The sequence below is a fragment of the Mycobacterium sp. NPDC050441 genome, assembly GCF_040655355.1.
Lineage (GTDB): Bacteria > Actinomycetota > Actinomycetes > Mycobacteriales > Mycobacteriaceae > Mycobacterium.
Genome location: NZ_JBFAJS010000002.1, coordinates 19,212 through 42,039 on the forward strand (window position 1 = coordinate 19,212; position 22,828 = coordinate 42,039).

General features: G+C 66.9%; 24 protein-coding genes. 12 read left to right on the top strand and 12 right to left on the bottom strand.

Annotation, left to right across the window (positions count from 1 at the left end):
• The first annotated feature begins 15 nt into the window (after positions 1-15).
• Positions 16-471, top strand: coding sequence for a DUF350 domain-containing protein (locus tag AB0I14_RS05100; RefSeq protein WP_358016871.1), 456 nt, complete (start codon positions 16-18; stop codon positions 469-471).
• Between the two features lie 13 nt (positions 472-484).
• On the opposite strand, the gene AB0I14_RS05105 is transcribed toward AB0I14_RS05100, so the two are convergent.
• Together AB0I14_RS05105 and AB0I14_RS05110 are read right to left on the bottom strand one after the other, a co-directional pair.
• Positions 485-1,606 carry a glycerate kinase gene (locus tag AB0I14_RS05105; protein WP_358016874.1) on the bottom strand — a complete coding sequence of 374 codons (1,122 nt, stop codon included), beginning with the start codon at positions 1,604-1,606 and terminating at the stop codon, positions 485-487.
• 56 nt (positions 1,607-1,662) lie between these two features.
• The gene (locus AB0I14_RS05110) at positions 1,663-2,103 is read right to left on the bottom strand and encodes a MarR family transcriptional regulator (RefSeq protein ID WP_358016877.1); all 441 of its coding nucleotides are present in this window, start codon (positions 2,101-2,103) and stop codon (positions 1,663-1,665) included.
• A gap of 36 nt (positions 2,104-2,139) precedes the next feature.
• Between AB0I14_RS05110 and AB0I14_RS05115 the strand changes: the two genes are divergently transcribed.
• From AB0I14_RS05115 to AB0I14_RS05130, 4 genes are all read left to right on the top strand, one after another.
• Positions 2,140-2,832, top strand: coding sequence for a class I SAM-dependent methyltransferase (locus tag AB0I14_RS05115; protein WP_358016880.1), 693 nt, complete (start codon positions 2,140-2,142; stop codon positions 2,830-2,832).
• Positions 2,833-2,978: 146 nt separating this feature from the next.
• On the top strand, positions 2,979-3,731 hold the full coding sequence (pyrH, locus tag AB0I14_RS05120; RefSeq protein WP_358016883.1) for a UMP kinase: 753 nt from the start codon (positions 2,979-2,981) through the stop codon (positions 3,729-3,731).
• A 42-nt stretch (positions 3,732-3,773) separates the two neighbouring features.
• Complete coding sequence (frr, locus tag AB0I14_RS05125) at positions 3,774-4,331, top strand: ribosome recycling factor (protein ID WP_166904167.1); 558 nt, start codon at positions 3,774-3,776, stop codon at positions 4,329-4,331.
• Positions 4,332-4,354: 23 nt separating this feature from the next.
• Positions 4,355-5,200 carry a phosphatidate cytidylyltransferase gene (locus AB0I14_RS05130; protein ID WP_358016886.1) on the top strand — a complete coding sequence of 282 codons (846 nt, stop codon included), beginning with the start codon at positions 4,355-4,357 and terminating at the stop codon, positions 5,198-5,200.
• Here AB0I14_RS05130 and AB0I14_RS05135 read toward each other — a convergent pair.
• A complete protein-coding gene (locus tag AB0I14_RS05135) occupies positions 5,108-6,076 on the bottom strand; it encodes a DMT family transporter (protein ID WP_358016889.1) in 969 nt (322 codons plus the stop codon). The genes AB0I14_RS05130 and AB0I14_RS05135 overlap by 93 nt on opposite strands.
• A 155-nt stretch (positions 6,077-6,231) precedes the next feature.
• On the opposite strand from AB0I14_RS05135, the gene AB0I14_RS05140 reads away from it, so the two are divergent.
• Complete coding sequence (locus tag AB0I14_RS05140; RefSeq protein WP_358016892.1) at positions 6,232-7,083, top strand: LysR family transcriptional regulator; 852 nt, start codon at positions 6,232-6,234, stop codon at positions 7,081-7,083.
• Between the two features lie 13 nt (positions 7,084-7,096).
• The gene (gene rlmN / locus AB0I14_RS05145) at positions 7,097-8,188 is read left to right on the top strand and encodes a 23S rRNA (adenine(2503)-C(2))-methyltransferase RlmN (RefSeq protein ID WP_358016895.1); all 1,092 of its coding nucleotides are present in this window, start codon (positions 7,097-7,099) and stop codon (positions 8,186-8,188) included.
• 132 nt (positions 8,189-8,320) lie between these two features.
• Here rlmN and AB0I14_RS05150 read toward each other — a convergent pair whose 3' ends face one another.
• From AB0I14_RS05150 to AB0I14_RS05165, 4 genes are all read right to left on the bottom strand, one after another.
• Entirely contained in the window at positions 8,321-8,740 is a 420-nt protein-coding gene (locus AB0I14_RS05150; RefSeq protein WP_358016898.1) for a nuclear transport factor 2 family protein, read from the bottom strand.
• A 50-nt stretch (positions 8,741-8,790) separates the two neighbouring features.
• Positions 8,791-10,275, bottom strand: a complete 1,485-nt coding sequence (locus tag AB0I14_RS05155) for an aldehyde dehydrogenase family protein (RefSeq protein ID WP_358016901.1) — start codon at positions 10,273-10,275, stop codon at positions 8,791-8,793.
• 138 nt (positions 10,276-10,413) lie between these two features.
• Complete coding sequence (locus AB0I14_RS05160) at positions 10,414-10,971, bottom strand: TetR/AcrR family transcriptional regulator (protein WP_358016904.1); 558 nt, start codon at positions 10,969-10,971, stop codon at positions 10,414-10,416.
• Between the two features lie 43 nt (positions 10,972-11,014).
• Positions 11,015-12,163, bottom strand: coding sequence for a phosphotransferase (locus AB0I14_RS05165; protein WP_358016907.1), 1,149 nt, complete (start codon positions 12,161-12,163; stop codon positions 11,015-11,017).
• A 55-nt stretch (positions 12,164-12,218) separates the two neighbouring features.
• On the opposite strand from AB0I14_RS05165, the gene AB0I14_RS05170 reads away from it, so the two are divergent.
• Positions 12,219-13,400 (top strand): CoA transferase, encoded by a 1,182-nt coding sequence (locus AB0I14_RS05170; protein WP_358016910.1) that lies wholly within the window; start codon positions 12,219-12,221, stop codon positions 13,398-13,400.
• Here the strand turns inward: AB0I14_RS05170 and AB0I14_RS05175 are convergent.
• Positions 13,388-15,601 carry a glycoside hydrolase family 3 C-terminal domain-containing protein gene (locus tag AB0I14_RS05175; protein WP_358016913.1) on the bottom strand — a complete coding sequence of 738 codons (2,214 nt, stop codon included), beginning with the start codon at positions 15,599-15,601 and terminating at the stop codon, positions 13,388-13,390. The genes AB0I14_RS05170 and AB0I14_RS05175 overlap by 13 nt on opposite strands.
• A 36-nt stretch (positions 15,602-15,637) precedes the next feature.
• A complete protein-coding gene (locus AB0I14_RS05180; RefSeq protein WP_358016916.1) occupies positions 15,638-16,174 on the bottom strand; it encodes a helix-turn-helix domain-containing protein in 537 nt (178 codons plus the stop codon).
• An 87-nt stretch (positions 16,175-16,261) separates the two neighbouring features.
• Here AB0I14_RS05180 and AB0I14_RS05185 point away from each other — a divergent pair, with 87 nt between their 5' ends.
• The gene (locus tag AB0I14_RS05185) at positions 16,262-17,518 is read left to right on the top strand and encodes a cytochrome P450 (protein ID WP_358016919.1); all 1,257 of its coding nucleotides are present in this window, start codon (positions 16,262-16,264) and stop codon (positions 17,516-17,518) included.
• An 11-nt stretch (positions 17,519-17,529) separates the two neighbouring features.
• The gene (locus AB0I14_RS05190; protein WP_358016922.1) at positions 17,530-17,721 is read left to right on the top strand and encodes a ferredoxin; all 192 of its coding nucleotides are present in this window, start codon (positions 17,530-17,532) and stop codon (positions 17,719-17,721) included.
• A gap of 4 nt (positions 17,722-17,725) precedes the next feature.
• On the opposite strand, the gene AB0I14_RS05195 is transcribed toward AB0I14_RS05190, so the two are convergent.
• Complete coding sequence (locus AB0I14_RS05195; protein ID WP_358016925.1) at positions 17,726-18,955, bottom strand: cytochrome P450; 1,230 nt, start codon at positions 18,953-18,955, stop codon at positions 17,726-17,728.
• A 29-nt stretch (positions 18,956-18,984) separates the two neighbouring features.
• Here AB0I14_RS05195 and AB0I14_RS05200 point away from each other — a divergent pair, with 29 nt between their 5' ends.
• Positions 18,985-19,893 carry a cyclase family protein gene (locus AB0I14_RS05200; protein WP_358016928.1) on the top strand — a complete coding sequence of 303 codons (909 nt, stop codon included), beginning with the start codon at positions 18,985-18,987 and terminating at the stop codon, positions 19,891-19,893.
• Positions 19,890-21,062, top strand: coding sequence for an alpha-hydroxy acid oxidase (locus AB0I14_RS05205; RefSeq protein ID WP_358016931.1), 1,173 nt, complete (start codon positions 19,890-19,892; stop codon positions 21,060-21,062). Before AB0I14_RS05200 ends, AB0I14_RS05205 begins: the two co-directional genes overlap by 4 nt.
• Here the strand turns inward: AB0I14_RS05205 and AB0I14_RS05210 are convergent.
• A complete protein-coding gene (locus AB0I14_RS05210; RefSeq protein ID WP_358016934.1) occupies positions 21,059-21,886 on the bottom strand; it encodes a thioesterase family protein in 828 nt (275 codons plus the stop codon). The genes AB0I14_RS05205 and AB0I14_RS05210 overlap by 4 nt on opposite strands.
• Before the next feature lie 9 nt (positions 21,887-21,895).
• The gene (locus AB0I14_RS05215; protein WP_358016937.1) at positions 21,896-22,798 is read right to left on the bottom strand and encodes an SMP-30/gluconolactonase/LRE family protein; all 903 of its coding nucleotides are present in this window, start codon (positions 22,796-22,798) and stop codon (positions 21,896-21,898) included.
• Positions 22,799-22,828 lie beyond the last annotated feature (30 nt).

The following is a 22,828-nucleotide window of genomic DNA, read 5'->3' on the forward strand; positions in this document are numbered from 1 at the left end:
GGAAGGACTACCCCTATGACAACCACTCTGGTTGCGCTCGGCTCCGATTACTGGTCGGTCCTCGGCCACGGGGTGTCGGCGATCGTGCTGTACTCGATTGTCGGTGTGGCGCTGATGGTCCTGGGTTTCTACGTGATCGACTGGACCACTCCCGGTCCGTTGCGGACGTTGGTGCAGGCCGGGCGTCCCAACGCCGCCGCGGTGACCGCCTCCGGCGTGATATCGATGGCGTTCATCGTCGTGCTGGCCATCTACAGCTCGTCGGGTGACCTGATCCAGGGCCTGATCACCACGCTGGTGTTCGGCCTGTTGGGCATTGCGGCCCAGGCGTTCTCGGTCCGGCTGGTCGGCGCGATCAAGGGGATCGACATCGGCGGCGTCCTGGCCTCCGAAAGGTTCACCCCACAGGTCCTGGTCGTGACGGCTTCGTATGTGGCCTTCGGCCTGATCATCGCGGCCGCGATCCTCTGAGCGGTCACGGCTGTTACAGCGCGCGGCACACCTCGGCGGCGGCACGGGTCAATGCGGCGGGGCCGTCACGCAACGCCTGATCCAGCGGGGTGCCCGGCGCGGTGATCGCCACCAACTTGTCGACGCCGTTGGCCAGCAGGACCTCGGCGTCGGGGGCTACCCGGCCGCCGAAGATCACCACCCGGGCGCCGGTGCGCGCAGCCAACCGGGCGACGCCGAACGGCGTCTTGCCCAACATGGTCTGGGCGTCGACGCTGCCCTCCCCGGTGAACACCCAGTCGGCTCCGGTCAACGCCCTTTCCAGTCCCACGGTCTGGGCGATCACCTCGACGCCCGGGTCGCATTCGGCGGCAAGGAATTCCATCAGTCCGAAGCCCAGGCCGCCGGCGGCCCCGGCACCCGGCTGATCGGGTCGGGCGCGGCCGAGCGCGGTCTCGGTCACCTCGACCAGGCGGGTCAACGCGGATTCGAGGGTCGCGACGTCCGCCGGGGTGGCCCCTTTCTGCGGGCCGAAAACTGCACTGGCGCCGCCGGTTCCGAGCAGCGGCGCGGTCACGTCGGAGGCGATCCGGACGTTAACATCGGCCAGTCTGGGGTCAAGGCCCGAGACGTCGATGTGCTGCAGCCGTGCCAGTGCCGCGCCGCCGGGCGGCAACGCGGCACCGTCGGCGTCGGTGAAGGCGACGCCCAGGGCGGTGAGCATGCCGGCCCCGCCGTCATTGGTCGCCGAACCGCCGATGCCGACCAGCAACTCGGTCGCGCCGTGGTCCAGGGCCGAAGTGATCAACTGTCCGACGCCGAATGTGCCGGCGCGCAAAATATCCCGGTCAGACGGTGTCACCAGCTCCAGGCCGGAGGCGCTGGCCATCTCGATCACGGCCAGGCGGCGCCCGGCAACATGGCCGTAGGTGGCCGGGACCGGGCGGCCGAGCGGATCCTGCACCACCTCGGTGACGCGGTCACCACCGAGGGCGTCGACAACGGCGTCGACCGTGCCTTCACCACCGTCGGCCATCGGTACCCCGATGCACTCGGCATCGGGTAAGGCCGACCGGATGCCCTCGCGCATCGCCGCCACCGCTTGCGACGCGGTCATCGACTCCTTGAAGGAGTCCGGGGCCAGAACGATCTTCATCCGCCGGCGACATTACCGACTGTGTCGGCGCTCGGCACGGCAGAAGTCGGGACGGCTCAGGTGACTGCGTGCGCCAGGAGCCGTTTGAGTTCGCGTCGCTGCTCGGTGTCGAGGCGGTCGAGCACCTCGTCCTCGGCGGCGAGCACTGCCGCTTCGGCACGTTTGAGTAATTCGGCGCCCTCGGCGGTCAACTCGGCGGGCAGCGCCCGTCCCGAGTCGACGGTGGCCGGCCTGCGCACCGCGCCCCGGTCCTGAAGCCCGCGCACGACGCTGTTCATCGCCTGCGGTGACACGTTCGTGTGGCGGGCGAGTTCGGCGTTGGACTGGCCCGGGACCATCGACAGGATGCGCAAGCAGACGAACTCGGGCAGTTTGAGGCCCAGCGGTTGCAGCTGTGCGGCGACCCGTGGTTGCAGCACCGCGACCACGCGATACATCAAATATCCGAGTGGCTGTTCCTCCAGGATGCCGCCCATATCGGAGTTCATATCAAGCATATTGACACATATCAACCAGGTTGATATACCGGACGTATGACCACACCAAGCGAAATGTCAGACGCAATGTTCGAATCCGCTTACCGCGGTGAGGCTCCGGAGTTCGCCGGGGTGCGCCCGCCGTGGAGCATCGGCGAACCGCAGCCCGAGATCGCGGCACTGATCGCCGAGGGCAAGTTCCACGGCGAGGTGCTCGACGCCGGCTGCGGTGAGGCGGCCACGGCGCTCGACCTGGCCGAGCGCGGATTCGCCACGGTCGGGCTGGACCAGTCGGCCACCGCCATCGAGTTGGCCCGGGCCGAGGCCGCCAAACGCGGGCTGGCCAACGCCAGCTTCGAGGTGGCCGACATCAGCGCGTTCACCGGCTACGACGGTCGCTTCGGGACGATTGTGGACTCCACGCTGTTCCATTCCATGCCGGTCGAACTTCGCGAGGGCTACCAGCAGTCGATCGTGCGAGCCGCTGCTCCCGGCGCCTCCTACTTCGTGCTGGTGTTCGACAAGGGGACGATGGGCGATTCCGGACCGGCCAATCCGGTCAGCGAGGAGGAATTGCGCGAGGTCGTCGGCAAGTACTGGGTGATCGACGACGTGCGACCGGCCCGCATCCACGCCCACGTGCCGGCGGAATTCGCCAACTTCGCCGATTTCGCCCGAATGGACCTCCGCGACGAAGGTACCGACCGTAAATCCATGGCGGCCTGGTTGCTTCAGGCGCACCTGGGGTAGGCGCCGGCTGATCTGCGCCGCCGGCGACACTCGGTCCTCGAGAATTCACCCAAACTAGGTGTGCCGCCCGCCATAGGGCAGGATGGAGAGGCCGTCCAGGGGTAACCCGGGTGGCTCTCTACATGCGAGGAGTGCCGAGGAGACCGATGGCGGATCCGAATGTCGCCGGCGAGGGCGCAGCACCCATTCGTCCCTTCTATACAAGGGTTCTGCTGAAGCTCGGCGGAGAGATGTTCGGCGGTGGCCAGGTCGGCCTCGACCCCGACGTCGTGCATCAGGTGGCCCGCCAGATCGCCGCCGTGGTCCGAAGCGGAGTCCAGGTCGCGGTCGTGATCGGCGGCGGCAACTTCTTCCGCGGTGCGCAGCTGCAGCAGCGCGGCATGGAACGCACCCGCAGCGACTACATGGGCATGCTCGGCACTGTGATGAACAGCCTTGCGCTGCAGGACTTCCTGGAGAAGGAAGGCATCGACACCCGCGTGCAGACCGCCATCACCATGGGTCAGGTCGCCGAGCCGTACATCCCCCTGCGTGCCGTGCGGCACCTGGAAAAGGGTCGCGTCGTCATCTTCGGCGCCGGCATGGGACTTCCGTACTTCTCCACCGACACCACCGCTGCGCAGCGCGCCCTGGAAATCGGTGCTGAGGTGGTGCTGATGGCCAAGGCCGTCGACGGCGTCTACACCGCCGATCCACGGGAGGACCCGAACGCCGAGCTGCTCACCGAAGTCAGCCATCGCGAGGTCATCGACCGCGGCCTGCGGGTCGCCGATGCCACCGCCTTCAGCTTGTGCATGGACAACCGGATGCCGATGCTGGTGTTCAACCTCCTCACCGAAGGCAATATCGCCCGTGCGGTGGCGGGTGAGAAGATCGGAACACTGGTCACCACCACCTGACCTGCCGCGCACGCGAGGAGCAAGATCGATGGAGAACCCGAAGTGATCGACGAAACTCTCTTCGACGCCGAAGAGAAGATGGAAAAGGCCGTGAGTGTGGCCCGTGACGACCTGTCCACGATCCGGACCGGCCGCGCCAACCCGGGCATGTTCTCGCGGATCAACATCGAGTACTACGGGTCGATGACGCCGATCACGCAGATGGCGAGCATCAACGTTCCCGAGGCGCGCCTCGTCGTCATCAAGCCCTACGAGGCATCCCAGCTGAGGCCGATCGAGGACGCGATCCGCAACTCCGACCTCGGCGTCAACCCGACGAACGACGGCAACATCATCCGGATCTCCATCCCGCAGCTCACCGAGGAGCGCCGCCGCGACCTGGTCAAGCAGGCGAAATCCAAGGGCGAGGACGCCAAGGTGTCCGTGCGCAACATCCGTCGCAAGGCGATGGAAGAGCTCAGCCGGATCAAGAAGGACGGCGAGGCCGGCGAGGACGAAGTCGGGCGCGCGGAAAAGGACCTCGACAAATCCACCCACACCTACACCGGCCAGATCGACGAATTGGTCAAGCACAAGGAAGGCGAGTTGCTGGAGGTCTAGGCGACCTTCAGCACCCAAGTCCCGTGGCACAGACCGAGCCACCACAGAAGACCTCGCGCGCCGGCCGGGACCTGCCGGCCGCCATCACCGTCGGCGCAGTTCTCGGCGCCCTTGCGATAGGCACCCTGCTCTTCGCGCCCATCTGGTGGCTGCCGCTGCTGGCCATCGCCATCGCCATCGCCACCCACGAGGTGATCCGGCGGATGCGCGAACACGGCTATGCGCTGCCCACCGTGCCGCTGCTGCTCGGCGGGCAGGCGATGATCTGGCTGACCTGGCCGTTCGGGGCCGCGGGCCTACTGGGCGCGTACGGCGGGACCATCGTCGTCTGCATGGTGTGGCGTCTGATCGGCCAGGGGCTGGACCAGCAACCCGTCAATTACCTGCGCGATATCGCGGCCACGGTGCTGCTCGCCACGTGGGTGCCGATGTTTGCGGCCTTCACCGCCCTGCTCATTTTCGCCGACCACGGCGGTGTGCGGGTGTTCATCGTGATCGTGACGGTCGTCTTCGCCGACATCGGTGGTTACGTGGCGGGCGTCCTGTTCGGCAAGCACCTGCTGGCGCCGGCGATCAGCCCGAAGAAGTCCTGGGAGGGCCTGGGCGGTTCGCTGCTGTTCGGCGTCACCGCGGCTGTGCTCTCGGTGGCGTTCCTGTTGGACAAGCCGGCCTGGGTGGGCGTGCCGCTGGGCCTGTTGCTCGTGATCACCGGTGTGCTCGGTGATCTGGTGGAATCGCAGGTCAAACGCGACCTCGGCATCAAGGACATGGGCACGCTACTGCCCGGCCACGGCGGCATCATGGACCGGATCGACGCGATGCTGCCGTCCGCCGTCGTCGGCTGGATCGTGCTGACGCTGCTGGCGTAGGCCGCGTTCGCCGCGCGCGCCCGATGCGTTCAGCCAGCACGCGACCGCACCGAGGGCCAGTCCCGCGGCGATGCCTATGTTCACCCGCTCGCCGAGCATGAGCCAGGACAACACCCCTGCGACCGCGGGGATCACACAGAACAGCATCGCGACCGCCGAGGCTCCGTGCAGGTTGATGGCCCGCACGTACAGCGACACCCCGAGGATGGCGTTGAGCAGCACGACTCCGGCCACCGCCAGCGCGGCTTTGGTGGCGTCATGCACCTCGATCGGCGTGCTGAGCGCAAGCGCCAATGCGGGGATGAACGCGACGGCGTTCTGCACGGAGGTGGAGGCGCGGAAGTCGATATCAGAGCAGAACCGCTGTTGATAGACCCCGCCGGCAGCCAGACCGAGCAATGCGACCAGCAGCAATCCCACTGCCGGGTCGATTCCACCTGAGGTGACCAGTCGCGTCGCGCAGGCTGCCAGCACTGCGGCGATACCGAGCACCAACGCTGCGAGCCGGCGCGGCGTCAACCGGTCACCCAAGAACATCGCGGCCAGCAGTGCGGTCGCCACCGGGTTCATCGCAATGACAACCGCGCACAGCACCGCCGGCGCACCCTGCTGAATCGCGATGTAGAGCGCGCAGAACTGCACAGCCTGCATGAGCAGGCCCGCCATTGCGACGTGGAACAGCTTTCGGCCGGTGGGGAAGCTGACCCGGGCCAGCCCTGCCCAGGTGCCGAGGACCAACCCCGCGAGCCCGAAACGAACTGCCAACACCGCCATCGGGGAGAGGGCGTGCACGGCCAGGTTCCCGATCGGATAACCCAGGGCGTAGAAGAACGTCACGGTCGTCGCCGTGCGCATCGGCATCGGAGTGGGCGCCATGCCCCCCATCGTGAGCGACCCCCGTACACGCGGTCCAACGATTATCGGCAATCATGATCGATCGTTGATGCTAATCAATAAGGTGGAATAACTGCGTGGATGGAAGGAAATACCTGTTCTTTGATCGTAAGTACTGATCGGAGTACCTTGATCGCATGGGACAGGTGCTGGACATCGCACCGCTGCGCAGCCTGGTGGCGGTAGCGGACTGTGGCGGGTTTCACCGCGCCGCCGCGGTGTTGCACATGACGCAGTCCGCCGTCAGTCAGCACGTGCGGCGCATCGAAGCCGTCGTGGGCGGACCCGTCGTCGAACGGTCCGGCCGTGGTGTCGCCTTCACCGAACTGGGACATCGCGTCCTCGGTCACGCCCGGGCCATCCTCGCCGCGCACGACGCGGCGCTGACCGATCTCGGTGCGGCCGAGGAACAAGTGCTGCTGATCGGCGCGACCGAGCACGGCGCCGATGTCATGTTGCCCGCCCTCACGGCGGCGCTGGGCGAGCGGTTGCCCGACTGGCGGCTGCGGTTTCGTCTCGACCGCAATGTAACCCTGGCCGACGCCATCGAACACGGTCTGGTCGATCTTGCCGTGATGCTCGACGGTTCCGGACTGGATCCCGCCCATGCCTCCGGAACGCTTGCGCTGAAGTGGGTTTCGGGCCGCAGCTTCGCCGCTACGGCGAACCAGCCGTTGCCGGTGGTGATGTTCTCCGAACCGTGCACGTTGCGCGAACCCATGTTCGCCGCGCTCGATCGGTGCGGGACCGACTACCGCATCGCCGCCGAATCCGCGAACCTGTCCGGCCTGTTCGCAGCCGTGCGCTCTGGCTTGGGCGTGGCATTGCTGCCGATGATCGGCCGGCTGCCCGACGGACTGTGCCTGGCCGAGGGGTTGCCTCCGGCCAGCCGCGCATCCGTGTTCGTCCGCGGCCGCGCCGGGGTGGACACCGATGTCCTGGACACTGTTGAGCGGACCGTTCACGACGTTCTCGCCGGACAAGCCTGATACTGGAAAAGACATGAAGCAGGAATTGGTCTTCGAAGCCCCGCGCCGCGGCATGCCGCCGCAGCACCTTGCCGATCTCGACGAGGACGGCCGTATCGCTGCCGTCACCGATCTGGGTCTGCCGAAATTTCGGGCCAAACAGCTGGCCAATCAGTACTACGGCCGTCTGATCGCCGACCCGCAGCAGATGACCGACCTGCCCGCCGCCGTGCGCGACCAAGTGGCCGGGGCCCTGTTCCCGACACTGATCGATCCGGTGAAGCAGATCCAGTGCGACGCGGGGGAGACCCGCAAGACGCTGTGGCGCGCGGGCGACGGCACGACATTCGAGTCGGTGCTGATGCGCTATCCGCAGCGCAACACGGTGTGTATCTCCTCGCAGGCCGGCTGCGGCATGGCCTGCCCATTCTGTGCCACCGGCCAGGGCGGCCTGAAGCGCAACCTGTCCACCGCCGAGATCCTCGAACAGGTCCGGGCGGCGTCGTCGGCCATGCGGTCCGAACATGACGGGCGGCTTTCCAACATCGTGTTCATGGGCATGGGCGAGCCGCTGGCCAACTACAACCGGGTGTTGGCCGCCGTGAAGCGCATCATCGCGCCCCCGCCGAATGGTTTCGGCATCAGCGCGCGGTCGGTGACGGTGTCGACGGTCGGTCTGGCCCCGGCCATCCGCAAGCTCGCCGACGAGCGCCTCGGTGTCACACTCGCCGTGTCGCTGCACACCCCCGACGACGAACTCCGCGACACCCTGGTGCCGGTCAACAACCGGTGGAGCGTCGACGAGGTCCTCGATGCCGCGCGCTACTACGCCGACGTCACCGGCCGGCGGGTGTCCATCGAGTACGCGTTGATCCGCGATATCAACGACCAGCCTTGGCGCGCAGACCTTCTCGGCAAGAAGCTGCACAGCAAGCTGGGCCAGCTGGTACACGTCAACCTGATCCCGCTCAACCCGACTCCGGGCAGCAAGTGGGACGCCAGTCCCAAACCCGCCGAGCGGGAGTTCGTCAAACGCGTTCAGGCCAAGGGCGTTTCGTGCACCGTGCGTGATACCCGCGGGCGCGAGATCGCCGCGGCCTGCGGCCAGCTGGCCGCTGAAGGCTGATTTTCTGCATCGAGACTGCGCACAGATCGCCTTTTTGTGGAAAATGGCGATCTGTGCGCAGTCTCGGTGGGCTGTACGCAGTCTCGGGACCTGGGACCTGGGACCTGGGACCTGGGACCTGGGACCTGGGACCTAGGACTTCGTCGGCGCGTTGGTGAACCACAGGTTCTCCTCGCGCAAGTGACGGCTGCGCCAGCCATCTGGCGTGCGCACCAACTCGTGGTGGTAGTACCCACCGCACGCACTCATCTCGGCAATCCCCGGCAACTGCATGGGGTTGTAGAACATCGCCCGCACCGTTGCGGTGTCGCCGTCGCCGTCGAGAATCTCGATGTTGGTGATGTAGTGCATGCTCCACGGGATGACGCCGAAGTTGGCGGCGAACCAGTCGACCACCTCGTCACGGGTCCCCACGATGGCGCCCGCCGACGAATAGTCGATGTGGGCGTCCTCGGTGAACACCGACCGGTACAGCTCCCAGTCCTTGGAGTCGACGGCCCGGGCATACCGGTACAGCAGGGCCGAGATCTCGCAAGCTTCGCTCGGATCCATGGTTCGCTCGCAAGATTCGCTCGGATCCATGGTTCGCTCGCAAGCTTCGCTCACTCGGGCATCCCGATGGTCTTGGATTCGAAGTACTCCTTGAAGCCTTCCTCGCCGTTACGTCGGCCCAGACCGCTCTGCTTGGAACCGCCGAACGGGCTGTTGATGCCGAAGTGGCTGCGGCTGTTGATGGTGACGTTGCCGGTCCGGATCCGACGCGCGACGGCGAACGCCCGGTCGACGTCACCGGACGAAACCTCCCCGGACAGGCCGTAAATGGAGTTGTTGGCGATGGCGACCGCTTCGTCGTCGGAGTCATACGGCGTGACTGTCAGCACGGGTCCGAAGATCTCCTCCTGGGCGACCTGCGAATCGGGGTCGACGTCGGCGAGAAGCGTAGGGGACACGTAGTAACCAGTGGGGAGGTTTTCCGGTATCCCACCGCCGGTGACCAGGCGGGCGCCGGAATCGATGCCCGATTTGATCAGCCCGAGCACCTTCTCGCGCTGAGTGGCGCTGATCTGTGGACCCTGCATGATGCCCGGGGTCCACGGGTCGCCGACCGGGAAGTTCTCCATCGCTCCTTTGAGTAGTGCGACGCCCTCGTCGTAGCGGCTGCGGGGGAGCAGGATTCGGCTGGGCAGGATGCAGGACTGCCCGCTCATGACACAGGCCATCATCGCCGCGATGGGCAGTGCCGAGTTGAAGTCCGCGTCATCGAGCACGATGTGGGCGGACTTGCCGCCCAGTTCGAGCATCGTCTTCTTGACCGTCGGCGCGCCGGCGGCCAAGATGGCGCGCCCGGTCGCCGTCGACCCGGTGAAGGTGATCATGTCGACCCGCGGGTCCGCCGACAGCGCGGCGCCCACCTCGTTGGCATTGGATACCACGACATTGAAGACACCGGCCGGGATGTCGGTGTGCTCGGCGACGATGCGGCCCAGCTCGGTGCCCGACCAGGGGGTGAGTTGCGCGGGCTTGAGCACCACGGTGTTGCCCGCCATCAGCGCCGGAACCGTTTCGGCGATGTTGAGGTAGAACGGGACGTTCCACGGAGTGATGGCGCCGACGACGCCGACCGGCTCGTAGGCGATCTTGCGCCGCGCCGGTCCGAGCTGGGTTTGGTGGACGCCGTTGTCGACGACGTACTCGAAGTTCCTGCCGTGCTCGGCCCAGTGCTTGACCTCGCCGATCGGGTCCTCGATCTGCGAACCGGTGACGGTGACCGGGCAGCCGACCTCCGTGACCAGCACCCGCCGCAGCCGCTCCTTCTCGGCGTCGAGCGCATCGTGCAGCTGCATCAGGCAGTGGTGGCGGAACTCGACGTCGCGGCTCCAGTCGGTCTCGTCGAAGGCCCGTCTCGCGGCGCCGACGGCCCGTTCGATGTCGGCCACCGTGCCGTCGGTGGCCTGGCCCGCCACCTGCTCGCTGGCGGGGTGGACGACGTCGAACTTCGCGCCGCTGCTGGTGTATTGGAGTTCCCCGTCGATGAGCATCCGCTCGTCACCGGCGAGCACGCCGGTGTCGCTCTGCACCTGAGTCATGCCGATAGCTTTACAAAAATTGCGAGTCGTGTCACCCCTTGAATCAAGGATTGACCGATTGGCAAGTCTCTGCGATCGTAGAGTGCCATTGATCAGAGGGCGGGAGGTGCCGACGGGTAGAGCCGAGGTAGAAGCAGGTCAGATGGAGTCAGGCTGTTTGATGCCGACGGCATGGCGCAGCTGCGCCAGGAACTGGTCGCCGTCATCGCTTCGCACGATGTAGTGCGAGACCGCCACCCGGATCGCGGTGGCAGCCTTGACCGGGGCGTTGGCGCCCGACAGCAGCTTGAGCAGCCGCGCCCGCATCAGGGGGATAACGTTGGCCAACTGTGCGATCACGACTTCGGGCTCGATGTCGACGAGCCGGACCCCGGAATACGACTGCTGATATTGCACGATGAAACGTAGTGCGGCATCGAGCTTCTCGCTGCCCCGCAAGCCCACGGTGGCGCGGCTCATACCGTGGTCGAACATCTCGCGTTCATAGGTACCGAACGCGTCGAGAAGTTCCTGTTTGTCGGCGAACCAGCGGTACAGCGTGGGCCGGGAAACGCCCGCCTGCAACGCCACCTCGGAAAGGCTCAGCTTGGTCTGGCCGCTGCGGGCCAGCACCTCGGCGGTCGCGACCAGGATTCGGTGGCGCGTCGAGGTGTCTTCGACGGATACGTCCCGCTGCGCGGGTAGAGGTTCATTCACGTCCAGGCCTTGGTTGATCGTGGTTCACCAAATGGTAGGACCATCACAGCAACTTCTTGAGTATCGCCACAGTCTCAAGGTCCGCCAAGGCTGCCACGCCCCGTCTGGCACCTTCCAGCGCGATGCCTTCATCCTGCATACCGCCGAGTCCGGCGGTGATGACAGGTGCCGCGTAGGCATAGATCGCGCCCAGGCGGTAACGCTCCCACAACTCGTCGTGGCCCAGCGTCGGGCCGCCGGCCGCCGCCAGTGCGCGTCGGTATTCGTCGAGCAGGTCACGTTCGGCGGCTTGCCGGTCGGCCGTGGTCATGCAGGTGACCAGGGTGTATGCCAGCTCCCGGCCGGGATGGCCCCGGCGGACGGCCTGCCAGTCGAGCAGGCCCGCCTCGCCGTTGCGGAAGAACAGGTTGCCCGGGTGGGCGTCACCGTGCATCACGGTGTGCGGCGGCCGGTCGAGTAGCTGCGCCGCCGCCCGGTAATTCTCGTCGATGAACCGTCCGTCGCCCACCGGAATGTCGGTCTTCTCGGCCAGTCGTTTGGTCGACAGCTTGAGCAGTGCACCGGTCATCAGTGAGGTGTGGTCGCCCGATGCCGAGTACAGCCAGCCCAGCGGCCCCTCGCCGCTGCGTGCCGGTAACCGTCCCCAGAACGCGGCGTGGACGTGGGCGAGCAGCTCGACAGTCGCGGCGGCCCGGTCCTTGTCCGGCGGGTGCAGGGTGTCGGTGAACTCGCAGGGGCTGAGCGTCAAGTCTTCCAGCACCAGCACGTACCGCCCGGTCAGTGGATCGAAGGTCGCGCCGTAGGAGCGGGGAACCCCGGGCAGGCCGTCGGCCAGCTGTTGGTAGAAGCGCACCTCGGTGTGCCCCAGCCGGCCCAACTCGCCCATCATCCGGGTGGCCGCGGTTTCGGCCGGCATCTTGACGAACACCGATTCCGGGATGTCGTCGCGCGGGTCGCCCGACAGAGCGAGCCGGGCGCGCGACGACGTGCCTGCGTCGCCGCCGATCACGGACACCGATTCGATCTTGCGCCCGGTGAGCCGCGACAGGTAGGCCGCGTCGAGGCTGCCGATGTGCCGGGGTAGTGAGCGCATGCGCCCGATGGCCGCGTCGGTTGCGATACGTTGCACGCCGTGGCTGACATGTGCGGCCAGGCCGGCGACAGGGACGAGACGGCGGCCCGGTGTGAACATTGGCCAAGTTTACAAATTTCGGTGAGATTGTAAAGCGATTTCGGGAGGAGCGGCGATGGCGGGTCCGATGGAAGGGTTTCGGGTCGTCGAGTTGGGCGTCTGGGTTGCTGCGCCGGCGGCGGGTGCGCTACTGGCTGACTGGGGCGCTGACGTCATCAAGATCGAACCGCCGTCGGGTGACCCGGCGAGAACCTTCGGCCGGATGCTCGGCCTGGATCCCGATCTGGGCGTGGCGGCCAACCCGCCCTTCGAGATGGACAACCGATCCAAACGCAGCATCGTCCTCGATCTCGGCACCGCCGAAGGGCGGGGCACCGCCATGGAATTGCTTTCCACCGCAGATGTTTTCCTGACGAATGTGCGTCCCGCGGCGCTGCGTCGGCTGGAACTCGACTTCGAGACCGTCGCGGCCAGAAATCCCCGCTTGGTGTACGGCCTGGTCACCGGATACGGCCTGACCGGACCGGAGGCGGATCGGGCGGCCTACGACGTTGCCGCGTTCTGGGCCCGGGCCGGACTGGCCGACCTGCTCACCCGGCCCGGGGATACTCCGCCGTTTCAGCGCGGCGGGATGGGGGACCACTCCGCGGGAATGACGCTGGCGGCTGCGGTCTGCGCTGCACTTCTGGCCCGAAATCGCACGGGGACAGGTCAATTGGTCAGCACTTCGCTCTACCGGCAGGGTGCCTACACAGTCAGCTTCGATCTCAACACCGTGCTGATGAGCGGTGAGCAGATCGCCATCGGTCAGCGTGAGGCGATGGCCAACCCGTGCATGAACAACTACACCGCCGGTGACGGCAAACGCTTCTGGATCGTCGGGTTGCAGGGGGATCGGCACTGGCCCGCACTGTGCCGGGTGGTGACCCGCGAAGACTGGCTGACCGACCCGCGGTTCGCGACGGCGCGCGACCGATACGTCAACGCGCGCGAGCTGATCGCCGAGTTGGACGCCATCTTCGTCGGCCATCCGATGGATCACTGGGCCCCGTTGTTCGACGGTGAGCCAGACTTCTTCTGGTCACCGATCAACAGCCTCGACGACGTCATCGCCGATGAGCAGTTCCACGCCGCCGGAGGCATTGTCGAAGTGCCCGACGGGATTTCGACGGTGCCGATGGTGGCCAGCCCGGCCGACTTCTCGGCCACCCCATGGCAGCCGCGCATGGTCGCCCCGGCACTCGGAGCGCACACCGACGAGATCCTGGCCGAACTGCGCGGCGGTCAGGATCGCTGAGCGTTGATGCCCGCGAGCAGTTCATCGAGCTGCTCGCGGGTGACCTTGCCGGCCGAGAATCCGACCATCCGCCCGATCGGCACCGATTCCAGCATCCGCAGGAGATTGTTGCCGAGCGCGGAATCGGCCGCGCCGAACGGGGATGCGTTCCCCAGGACCGTCAGGATCGTCTTCGCTGCCACGGGGTCGGCGAGCAGTTCGCCCAGCGTCGAGTCACGGGTAAACGGGCGCGTCGGCTCGTCGCCGTCCAGGGGCACCGTCGCGGTCAGCCGGATATCCCGGCTCGACGCGCCGACCGACACCGCATACTCGCCGGTCTCGACCACCCAGCGGCCGGCCTCCGTGCTCCAGAACGCGAGATCGGTTCGGTCGATGGGGATTTCGACGGTCTGTCCTTGTCCTTGGTCGAGGGTTACCGAAGCGAATCCGGCCAACCATCGCGCCGGTCTGCCGACGCGGGAGTCGGGTAGTCCGGCGTAGGCCTGCGCCACCTCCCGGCCCGGTCGGTTGCCGGTGTTGGTGACCGTCACGCGCACGGCCACACCCGCACCGGCGGCGGTGAGCTCAAGATCCGAGTACTCGAACCGGGTGTAGGACAGGCCGTGGCCGAACGGGAACGCCACCGGCATATCGCGGGAGTCGTACCAGCGGTAGCCGACGAACATCCGCTCGCCGTAGACGGTATGGCCGGATTCGGACGGAAAGTTCAGGTAGGCCGGGGAATCCTGCAGCCGTAGCGGCACGGTCTCGGCCAGCCGGCCCGAGGGATTCACCACGCCGAACAGCACATCGGCGAGTGCGCCGCCGCCGGCCTGCCCGAGCAGCGCCCCGTCCACGACCGCCGGGGCCAGACCGGCGACGGCGTCGAGGCGCACCACGCCGCCATGGGCCAGCACCACCACGGTGCGCGGCTGGACTTCGACCACGGCACGCAGCAGGTCGAGTTGGGCGGCGGGCAGGTCGATGTGCTCGCGGTCGTAACCCTCGGACTCCTCTTCGGCGGTGAGGCCGAGGAATACGATTGCGGTTTCCGCAGATTCAGCGGCCGCGGCAGCGGCGGCCGTGTCGGTTCCGGGGCAGTAGGTGACCGCGTGATCACCGGCCAGCCTTCGGATCTCGTCCAGCGGAATGTCGACGCGGGTCGGGTTCACATGGGAACTGCCGCCGCCCTGGTACCGGGGCTCTTGGGCGAACCCGCCGATGACCGCCAGCGGTGACGGCGCCAATGGCAGCAGATCCCGGTCGTTCTTCAACAACACGATGGCTCGTTGGGCCGCCTCGCGGGCCAGCCCGTGATGGTCGTCGATATCGAATGATGATGCGGAGGTGTCTGTTTGGGTGACCCGCTGGGCCAGAGCCGCCACCCGTGCAGCGGCGCGGGCGACGGCAGCCGCGTCCAGCGTGCCGGCACCTACCGCGCTCACGACCTCGGCGTCGGAGATCCCGCCGGTGCTCGGCATCTCCAGATCCAGGCCCGCCGCCACGGCCGCCGGCCGGTCGGCCACCGCACCCCAGTCGCTGACGACCACGCCGTCGAAACCCCATTCGTCACGTAGCACTGTGGTCAGCAGCCAGGTGTTCTCGGCCGCGTGGACCCCGTTGATCCGGTTGTAGGAGCACATCACCGTCCACGGGCGGCCTTGGCGCACCGCGATTTCGAAACTACGCAGGTAGATCTCACGCAACGTGCGGAGGTCGACGTCGGAGCTGGCGCGCATCCGATCGTGCTCGGCATTGTTGGCCGCGAAATGTTTCAGCGACGCGCCGACGCCGCGGCCCTGCACGCCGCGCACCCAGGCCGCGCCGAGCGTCCCGGACAAGAGCGGATCTTCCGAGTAGTACTCGAAGTTGCGCCCGCAGCGTGGGTCACGCTTGATGTTGACTCCGGGGCCGAGCAGCACGTGTACGCCCAGGGCGCGGCTTTCGTCGCCCAGCGCCTGACCGATCCGTTCCACCAACTCGGGATCCCAGGTCTGGCTGAGCCCGACCGCGGGAGGAAAGCAGGTCGCCGGTTCACTGCCGGATATACCCAGATGATCTGTTGCACTGCCGGATTGGCGACGAACGCCGTGCGGTCCGTCGGTCAGCATGATCGCCGGCACCGGGTCGATCGGTTTGGTGGCCCAGAAGCTCGCGCCGCTGCCCAGCGCGGCCTGGTCGGCCAGGTCGAGTCCGGCGATGGGATCAGGAGAGTGCGTCACCGCCGCCAGCGTAGCGTCGGGTGCGCTTTTCCCTGGTCAACGCTGGGGCTTCGCCCCGGCGGCATGCCGCAGTTGCGCAAGAAAGTCGTCGGCGTCGTCGCTGCGCACCAGGTAATGGCAGACCGCCACCCGCACCGCGGTCGCCGCGGCGATGTCGGCGTCCGGCCCGGTGGTCAGCCGTTGGAGGCGTTCCCGCATCAGCGGGATGACCTGGGTGAGGCGTTTGATGACATGTTCGGGCTCGATGTCGACCATGCGCAGGCCCGGGTAGGACTGCTGGTATTCGACGACCGTTCGCAGCGCCGCATCCAGATGCTCGTTGTCCGGCAAATCGGCGGAGGCCTGCGCAACGGCGTGCTCGTAGTACTTGCGTTCCCACACCACGAATGCGTCGAGCAGTTCCTGTTTGGAGGCGAACCAGCGGTAGAGCGTCGGCCGGGACACCCCGGCCTGCTGGGCCACCTCGGACAGGCTGAGCTTTGTCATCCCGTTCGCCCCGAGCACCTCGGCGGTGGCGGCCAGGATTCGTCCGCGGGTACTGCTCTCGTCGTCGACCGACGATATTTCCGCCATGCCCACAGCTTTACAAACTATCGACGAACTGTCACGCTAATTCGTGCCGCGACATGGTCGTCGGGCGCCGTGCAGGAGGGAACCCCCGTGACAGTTGCCAGCTCACCGCGGGCACGCGAATACAGCCCATTCGACATCACGTCACACGATTTCTGGAGCCAGCCGTTCGCCGAACGCGACGAGACTTTCGCACAGTTACGTGCCGGTGACGGCCTGAGTTGGCATCAGCCGCTGTCGTCACTGTTCGATGTCGAAGAACCCGGCTTCTGGGCGGTGACGCGCCGCGCGGACATTCAGTTCGTCAGCCAGCACCCCGAGCTGTTCACCTCGACCCGGGGCGTGGCGCTGGATCCGATGCCGGCCGAGGTGCAGAAGTTCGCCACGTTCTTCCTGATGATGGATCCGCCGGAACACACCACGTACCGCCGCCTGATCAGCTCGGCGTTCACCCCGCGCAATGTGCGCCGGATCGAAGAGCAGATCCACGCCAACGCGGTCGCCGTCGTCGACGACCTGATCGGTGCCGGCGATGTCGATTTCGTCGAGGCCTGCTCGGCGCAGCTGCCGATGCGGACGATCTCCGACATGCTCGGTGTGCCCACCGCCGATCAGCCGGCGCTTGCCAAGGCTGCCGAAAAGCTGTTCAGCATGAGCGATGACGAGTTCTCCTCGCTCGAAGAGCGGGCCATGGCCACGATCAACGAGATCATGCTGATCTCGAGCACCGGGGTGGAGCTGGCCAAATTCCGGCGGGCCAATCCCGGTGACGACCTGATGACCAGCATCGTCAACGCCGAAGTCGACGGCCACCGGCTGACCGACGAAGAGATCGGGGCATTCCTGATCCTGCTGGCCTCGGCCGGCAACGACACCACCAAGCAGACCGCCACCCACGCGATGATGGCCCTGGCTGCCAACCCTGACCAAAGGGATTGGCTGCTCGAGGATTTCGACAACCGGATCGGCATGGCCACCGAGGAATTCGTGCGGTGGGCCACCCCGGTGATCCAGTTCGCCCGTCACGCCACCGAAGACGTCGAGTTGGCCGGCCAGCAGATCAGGGCCGGCGACAAGGTGGGCTTGTTCTACTGCTCGGGCAATCGGGACGAGTCGGTGTTCACCGAGCCCGGTCGCTTCGATCTGAGCCGTTCGCCCAACCCGCAGGTCGGGTTCGGCGGCGGCGGTCCGCACTTCTGTCTGGGCAACCAATTGGCCAAGACCGAGTTGCGGCACCTCTTCCGCGAGTTGCTGACCCGGCTCAAAACCATCGAGTTCGGTGAGCCGGAAATGCTGTACAGCAGCTTCGTGCACGGCATCAAGCGCGTGCCTGCGCACATCGCGTAGGGCGCGACAAGATGCGTGTCGAAGTCGATCTGGGCAAGTGCACCGGGCACGGCATCTGCGAATCGATCGCCGAGGACGTGTTCGAGGTTTCCGACGAGGGCCTGGTGCACATCCACGGCGATGATCACCCGGAGAGCGACCGGGAACGGTTGCAGCAGGCCGTGACTCAATGCCCGGCGACGGCCCTGCGGATGCAGGGCTGAACGTTCAGGCGGCGGCCACCGGCACCCGGCCGGGACCGCGCACGGTGTAGTTGGTGCCGTAGTCCAGCGGACCGGCCACCTGCCAGTCGCCGACGGTATCGATCAACTCTTCGAGGAAGATCTGGGCCTCCAGTCGGGCCAGGTTCATGCCCAGGCAGCTGTGCAGGCCGAAGGCGAATCCCAGGTGGGACAGCTTGCGCCGGGTGATGTCGAAATCGTCGGGGCGCTCCCAGCGCCGCGGATCGCGATTGGCCGCCCCCAGCAGCAGGGTGATTCGGTCACCGTCGGCCATGGCGACGTCACCGACTGCGGCAGATTCGCCCACCGCATCGCGGAAGATGGAGTGCGACACCGTTTCCAGGCGGTGTACTTCTTCCGCCGCGTCGAGCGCCAGAGTGCGATCGGCCTGCAGGATGCGACGCTGATCCGGGTGGACGGCCAGGGTCGCCACGATCTGGGCGAGCAGTTTGGCGGTGGTCTCGTTGCCGGCGAACACCAATTGGGTGTTGCTCGCGACGATCTCCTGTTCTGTCATGTGCTCACACGCATATTCGTGGCCCACCATGGTCCCGATCAGGTCCCACTCGTCGGCGGCTGGGCAGGCACGGCGGGGCAGCTGTTCACGAATGTAGGTATTCAGTTGGGCCGTCGCGTGTTTCCCGGCGGCGATCAACTCCGCACCGTGTTCGCCGGGCATGCTGTAACCCTCCGCGGACGCACCCATCGCATCGCTCCATGCGGTGAACTGGTCAACCATCTCCGGCTCTACTCCGAGCATGTGCGCGATCACCTCGGTCGGGATGCCGCGGGTGAGCTCGGAGACCACCTCGACGGTCTCCCCGTCACGCAGCCTGGCGGCGACGGGTTCCAGCCGGGCCCGCACGATCTCGGTGATCACCGGACGGAGCCGGGCCAGAGTTCTGGGTCGGAAATCACCGGACCAGATCGACCTGATCTGGTCATGATGCGGGCCGTCGTAGAACTCCATCGTCGGTCCGCCGAACACCGCCGCGTGCTCGATCTGGCCGCGCTCGGAGCCGAATGTCGCAGGTGTACTGAGGATCTGCTTGACCAGGTCGAACTCGCCGACCATCCAGCGGTTGATCCGCTCGTTGAAGACCACTCCGCCGAGTTCCCGGATCTCGCGGTAGCGCGCCCAGGGATCGGCGACGAACGCCGGGTCGGTTGTGTCGAACGACAGCAGCGGAAAATGGGTCGCAACCATAGCTGTCATGTTGACAATTGTGTGCAATTCTGTAAATCGTGAGTTTCAAAGACCTCGGCCGCCAACTGTCCAACTGGGGCCGATGGGGACCCGATGACCAGATCGGCACCCTCAACCTCGTCGAGCCGCGCCACGTGCACGCCGCAGCGCGTGAGGTTCGTTCGGGCAAGGTGTTCCAGCTGAGCATCCCCGTCGGCAAGGACGGGCCGCAGAGCGGTCTGGGCGGCCGGCTCAACCCGGTGCACCTGATGTCCATGCAACCCGGGGATTGGGATCCGCACGGTCTGCAGGTCGCCGATGACTGGATCATCATGCCGCTGCAATCCGGCACCCAGTGGGACGCGCTGTCGCACATCGCCTACGACGGCAAGCTGTACAACGGCCACTCCGCCGACGAGGTCGGCACCCGAGCCGGGGCGCGTCGGTTGGCCGTCGACGCCTTTACCGACCGGATCGCCGGACGCGGCGTGATGCTGGACATCGCCCGACTGCACGGGGTGGACTGGCTCGAGGGCGGTACCGCCATCACCCCGGCCGACCTCGAGGCCGCCGAGCAGGCGCAGGGCGTCACCGTCGGCGAAGCCGATTTCCTGCTGGTGCGTACCGGTTGGCGGGGCCGGTTGCTGGCGCAGGGGCGTGACGGGTGGATGTCCACGGAACCGGGTCTGGGCATCGATTGCGCTCGCTGGTTGCGGGACCGAGGTGTCGCGGCGGTCGGTAGCGACAACTGGGCCATCGAGGTGGTTCCCAGTGAGACAGGGGAGACGCTGCCACTGCATTGCGTCCTGATCCGCGACATGGGCATGCCGCTGGCCGAGATCCTCGACCTGGACGATCTGAGCGCCGACTGTGCCCGTGACGGCGTCTGGAGTTTCCTGTTCGTGGCCCCACCGCTGCACGTCAGCAATGCGGTCGGTGCGCCGACCACGCCCATCGCGATCAAATGAGCCCGGCGTTTCAGTACCGGCTGCGTACCCCGACCCCGCTCGTCAGTGTCGAGGACTATCGCCGCGCGGCGCGGCGGGCCCTGCCTGCGATGGTGTGGGCGTATCTCGACGGCGGTGCCGAGGATGAGCGGACCTTGCGGGACAATCGCAGTGCCTTCGCGAATTGGCAGTTGCGCCAACGGGTTCTGGCTGGTCACTCCGGGGCCGATCTGGGCGTGACGACCGACGGACAACACCTTGAGCTGCCGGTGCTGCTGGCACCTACTGGGCTCACCGGGCTGGCCCACTGGTCGGGCGAACTGGCTGCCGCGCAAGCCGCCGAACTCGCCGGTACCCGGCTGATTTTGTCGACGGCGTCGTCGTACTCCATCGAAGAGGTGGCGGCCGGCACCTCGGCGGATCACTGGTTTCAGCTCTACCCCTGGGGAGATGGCACGTTCTCGGATTCCATGCTCAGCCGGGCGTGCGACGCGGGCTACCGCACCCTGGTGGTGACCGTCGATGTTCCGGTGCAGGGCAACAGAACCGGGGAGCGACGCACGGGCATGGGACACCCGCCGATCCTGACGCCACGGCGCATCGCCGACGCCGCGATACGGCCGCACTGGTGGTACGGGCTGCTGCGGCACCAGCGGATGACGATGCGCAATCTGACCCACACCGCAGGTGCGAGGGGCGCCGTCGAATCCGTCGGCATCCAGAACCGCCGGATCCGTTCCGACCTGAGCTGGCGCGACGTGGCGGTGCTACGCGAGCGTTGGAACGGACCGTTCGTGGTCAAGGGGGTTCTGGAGCCCGAGGACGCGGTGCGTGCCGTCGACGAGGTAGGTGCCACCGGTTTGGTGGTGTCCAATCACGGTGGGCGCCAACTCAATGGCGCGATCGCCTCACTCGACGCACTCCCCGGTATCGCCGACGCCGTCGGTGATCGCGCCACCGTGCTGCTCGACGGCGGCGTACGGACCGGCAGCGACATCGTCACGGCACTGGCCCTGGGGGCCGACGCGGTGCTGATCGGCAGGCCCTACATCTACGGGCTGGCCGTGGCCGGCGGCGCCGGGGTGGGTGCGGTGCTCGACATCCTGGCCGCCGAGATCCGCTCGACGCTGACCCTGATGGGCGTGGCCGGCGTGGCCGACCTCGACCGCGATTCGCTGATCGCCCGCTAGTTGCGGGGAGGCTTGGGCGGGCGGGGCCGCACCAGCACCGACTGCTGGATCGCGCCGACGGCTCCAGCCTGGTCGAACAATGTCCCGACGGTGGCGCCGATGCCGTCGGGCCCGTAGTTGGTGTCGGCACGGATGCCGATCCACTCCCCATCGGGCACCCGGTGGATGTGCACCACCAGATCGGTGTTGAGGAACGTCCACTTGCGGATGTCGATCTTGGAACCGATGCCGTTGGCGTCGTCGGCCACCGCGAACAACCGCTGCAGCGGCGTCATCGCCTCGCCCTTGACCACGTCGACCGTCGGCCTCAGCCAGGACTCACCGGGACCCGGGGCCTGCGGCACCGTCAGCCAGCGCCAATCCACGCTGTGCACGTAGTTGGTCTCCCAGTTCTTGGCCATGTCGCGGCTGCGGGCTTGCTCCAGCGGCGGCAGCGGCGCGACGCCGGCGTGAGCGATCGTGGCGGTGTCCATCTGCAGCATCCGCCAACCGCCGGCCCGCGCCACGACGCGGGGCGCGCCATCGGGCCCGGTCGCGAGCATCTCGGCGCTGACCAGTTCGATCTGCTTGCCCGGACGTTCCAGCTGCGCACGCAGCCACAGGTCACCGTCGGACGGCACCCCGCCCATCAAATCGATGGCGACCCGGCTCAGCCGGGTGTCGGCACGGTGCTCGCAACGTTCCAGCGCACGCACCAGCAATGCCGACACCGGCGCACCGTGCTGGATCGCCGCCGACCAGGTGCCGCGCGCCATATCGGTGGCGCGAAACTTCTCGCCGAGCGGATCGTTCTCGTCGATCAGCTCGTAGTAGGAGTCAGACATATCTACCGTTCAGTGGTGATGATGGGTGTCGTGATCGCCCGGTGCGGGTGTTTCGACCATCAGCGCTTCGACCCGCGACAGTTTGGTGCCGATGAGGCGCTCCGGATAGGCGTCGGTGGTGGTGACCAGAAACAGGGTGCGTCCCTCTGCGCCGCCCAGGGCGCACGCGATGGCGGTGCGACCGTCGGCGTCGATCCGGTGCGTGACCGCGGAACCGTCGGGAGCGATGCGCTGGAACTCCTGGGCCAGGGTCAATGCCGCCCACACTCCGCCCTCGGCGTCGATCGCGAGACCGTCGGGCGGGCCGTCGAGACCGTCGGCGAACACCCGCCGGTCGGTGAGGCTGCCGTCGGCGCGGATCGTGAACGCGCTCAGCCGTCGCGCGGTGGACTCCGCGACGATCAGGGTGCTGCCGTCCGGGGTGATCACCATGCCGTTCGGAAAGTCGAGATGTTCGGCGACCACACGAACGGGGTCGGTCTCATTGTCCGGGTCGATGCGCACGATCACCCCGCCGCGGTCGATTTCCCCGTCGCTGCGCTCGCCCCTGAGGCGGGCCTGGGACCCGACATAGGCCCGGCCGTGCTCGTCGACCACCATGTCACCGAGGGCTGCGGGGACGAGGTCGCTGAGATCCGCCAGAAGTTCGACGGTGTCGCCGTCGTAGCGCAGTACCTGGCGGCGCTCGGCAGACACGATCAGCAGGGTGCCGTCGGGCCGAAAACCCAACCCGGACGGGGAATGTCCGGGGACGGGCAGGCTGGTCATGGAACCTGACAGCGTGACCGTATGCACGGTCTCGCCCAACATGTCGGAGAACCACAGCAGGCCCTCGAACCAACGCGGTCCTTCGCCGAAGCAGAAACCATGTGCCAGTTCGGTTGTCCCCGTTTGTTCGGTTCCCGCCGTCACGTTCTCGCACCACCTTTACAAAACACGCCA

Bases quoted from the DNA above. Each gene is read 5' to 3' on its own strand.
- AB0I14_RS05100 (WP_358016871.1), top strand. From the start codon at position 16: ATGACAACCACTCTGGTTGCGCTCGGCTCCGATTACTGGTCGGTCCTC.
- AB0I14_RS05105 (WP_358016874.1), bottom strand. From the start codon at position 1,606: ATGAAGATCGTTCTGGCCCCGGACTCCTTCAAGGAGTCGATGACCGCG.
- AB0I14_RS05110 (WP_358016877.1), bottom strand. From the start codon at position 2,103: ATGCTTGATATGAACTCCGATATGGGCGGCATCCTGGAGGAACAGCCA.
- AB0I14_RS05115 (WP_358016880.1), top strand. From the start codon at position 2,140: ATGACCACACCAAGCGAAATGTCAGACGCAATGTTCGAATCCGCTTAC.
- pyrH (WP_358016883.1), top strand. From the start codon at position 2,979: ATGGCGGATCCGAATGTCGCCGGCGAGGGCGCAGCACCCATTCGTCCC.
- AB0I14_RS05135 (WP_358016889.1), bottom strand. From the start codon at position 6,076: ATGGCGCCCACTCCGATGCCGATGCGCACGGCGACGACCGTGACGTTC.
- AB0I14_RS05140 (WP_358016892.1), top strand. From the start codon at position 6,232: ATGGGACAGGTGCTGGACATCGCACCGCTGCGCAGCCTGGTGGCGGTA.
- rlmN (WP_358016895.1), top strand. From the start codon at position 7,097: ATGAAGCAGGAATTGGTCTTCGAAGCCCCGCGCCGCGGCATGCCGCCG.
- AB0I14_RS05150 (WP_358016898.1), bottom strand. From the start codon at position 8,740: ATGGATCCGAGCGAAGCTTGCGAGATCTCGGCCCTGCTGTACCGGTAT.
- AB0I14_RS05155 (WP_358016901.1), bottom strand. From the start codon at position 10,275: ATGACTCAGGTGCAGAGCGACACCGGCGTGCTCGCCGGTGACGAGCGG.
- AB0I14_RS05165 (WP_358016907.1), bottom strand. From the start codon at position 12,163: ATGTTCACACCGGGCCGCCGTCTCGTCCCTGTCGCCGGCCTGGCCGCA.
- AB0I14_RS05170 (WP_358016910.1), top strand. From the start codon at position 12,219: ATGGCGGGTCCGATGGAAGGGTTTCGGGTCGTCGAGTTGGGCGTCTGG.
- AB0I14_RS05180 (WP_358016916.1), bottom strand. From the start codon at position 16,174: ATGGCGGAAATATCGTCGGTCGACGACGAGAGCAGTACCCGCGGACGA.
- AB0I14_RS05190 (WP_358016922.1), top strand. From the start codon at position 17,530: ATGCGTGTCGAAGTCGATCTGGGCAAGTGCACCGGGCACGGCATCTGC.
- AB0I14_RS05195 (WP_358016925.1), bottom strand. From the start codon at position 18,955: ATGACAGCTATGGTTGCGACCCATTTTCCGCTGCTGTCGTTCGACACA.
- AB0I14_RS05205 (WP_358016931.1), top strand. From the start codon at position 19,890: ATGAGCCCGGCGTTTCAGTACCGGCTGCGTACCCCGACCCCGCTCGTC.
- AB0I14_RS05210 (WP_358016934.1), bottom strand. From the start codon at position 21,886: ATGTCTGACTCCTACTACGAGCTGATCGACGAGAACGATCCGCTCGGC.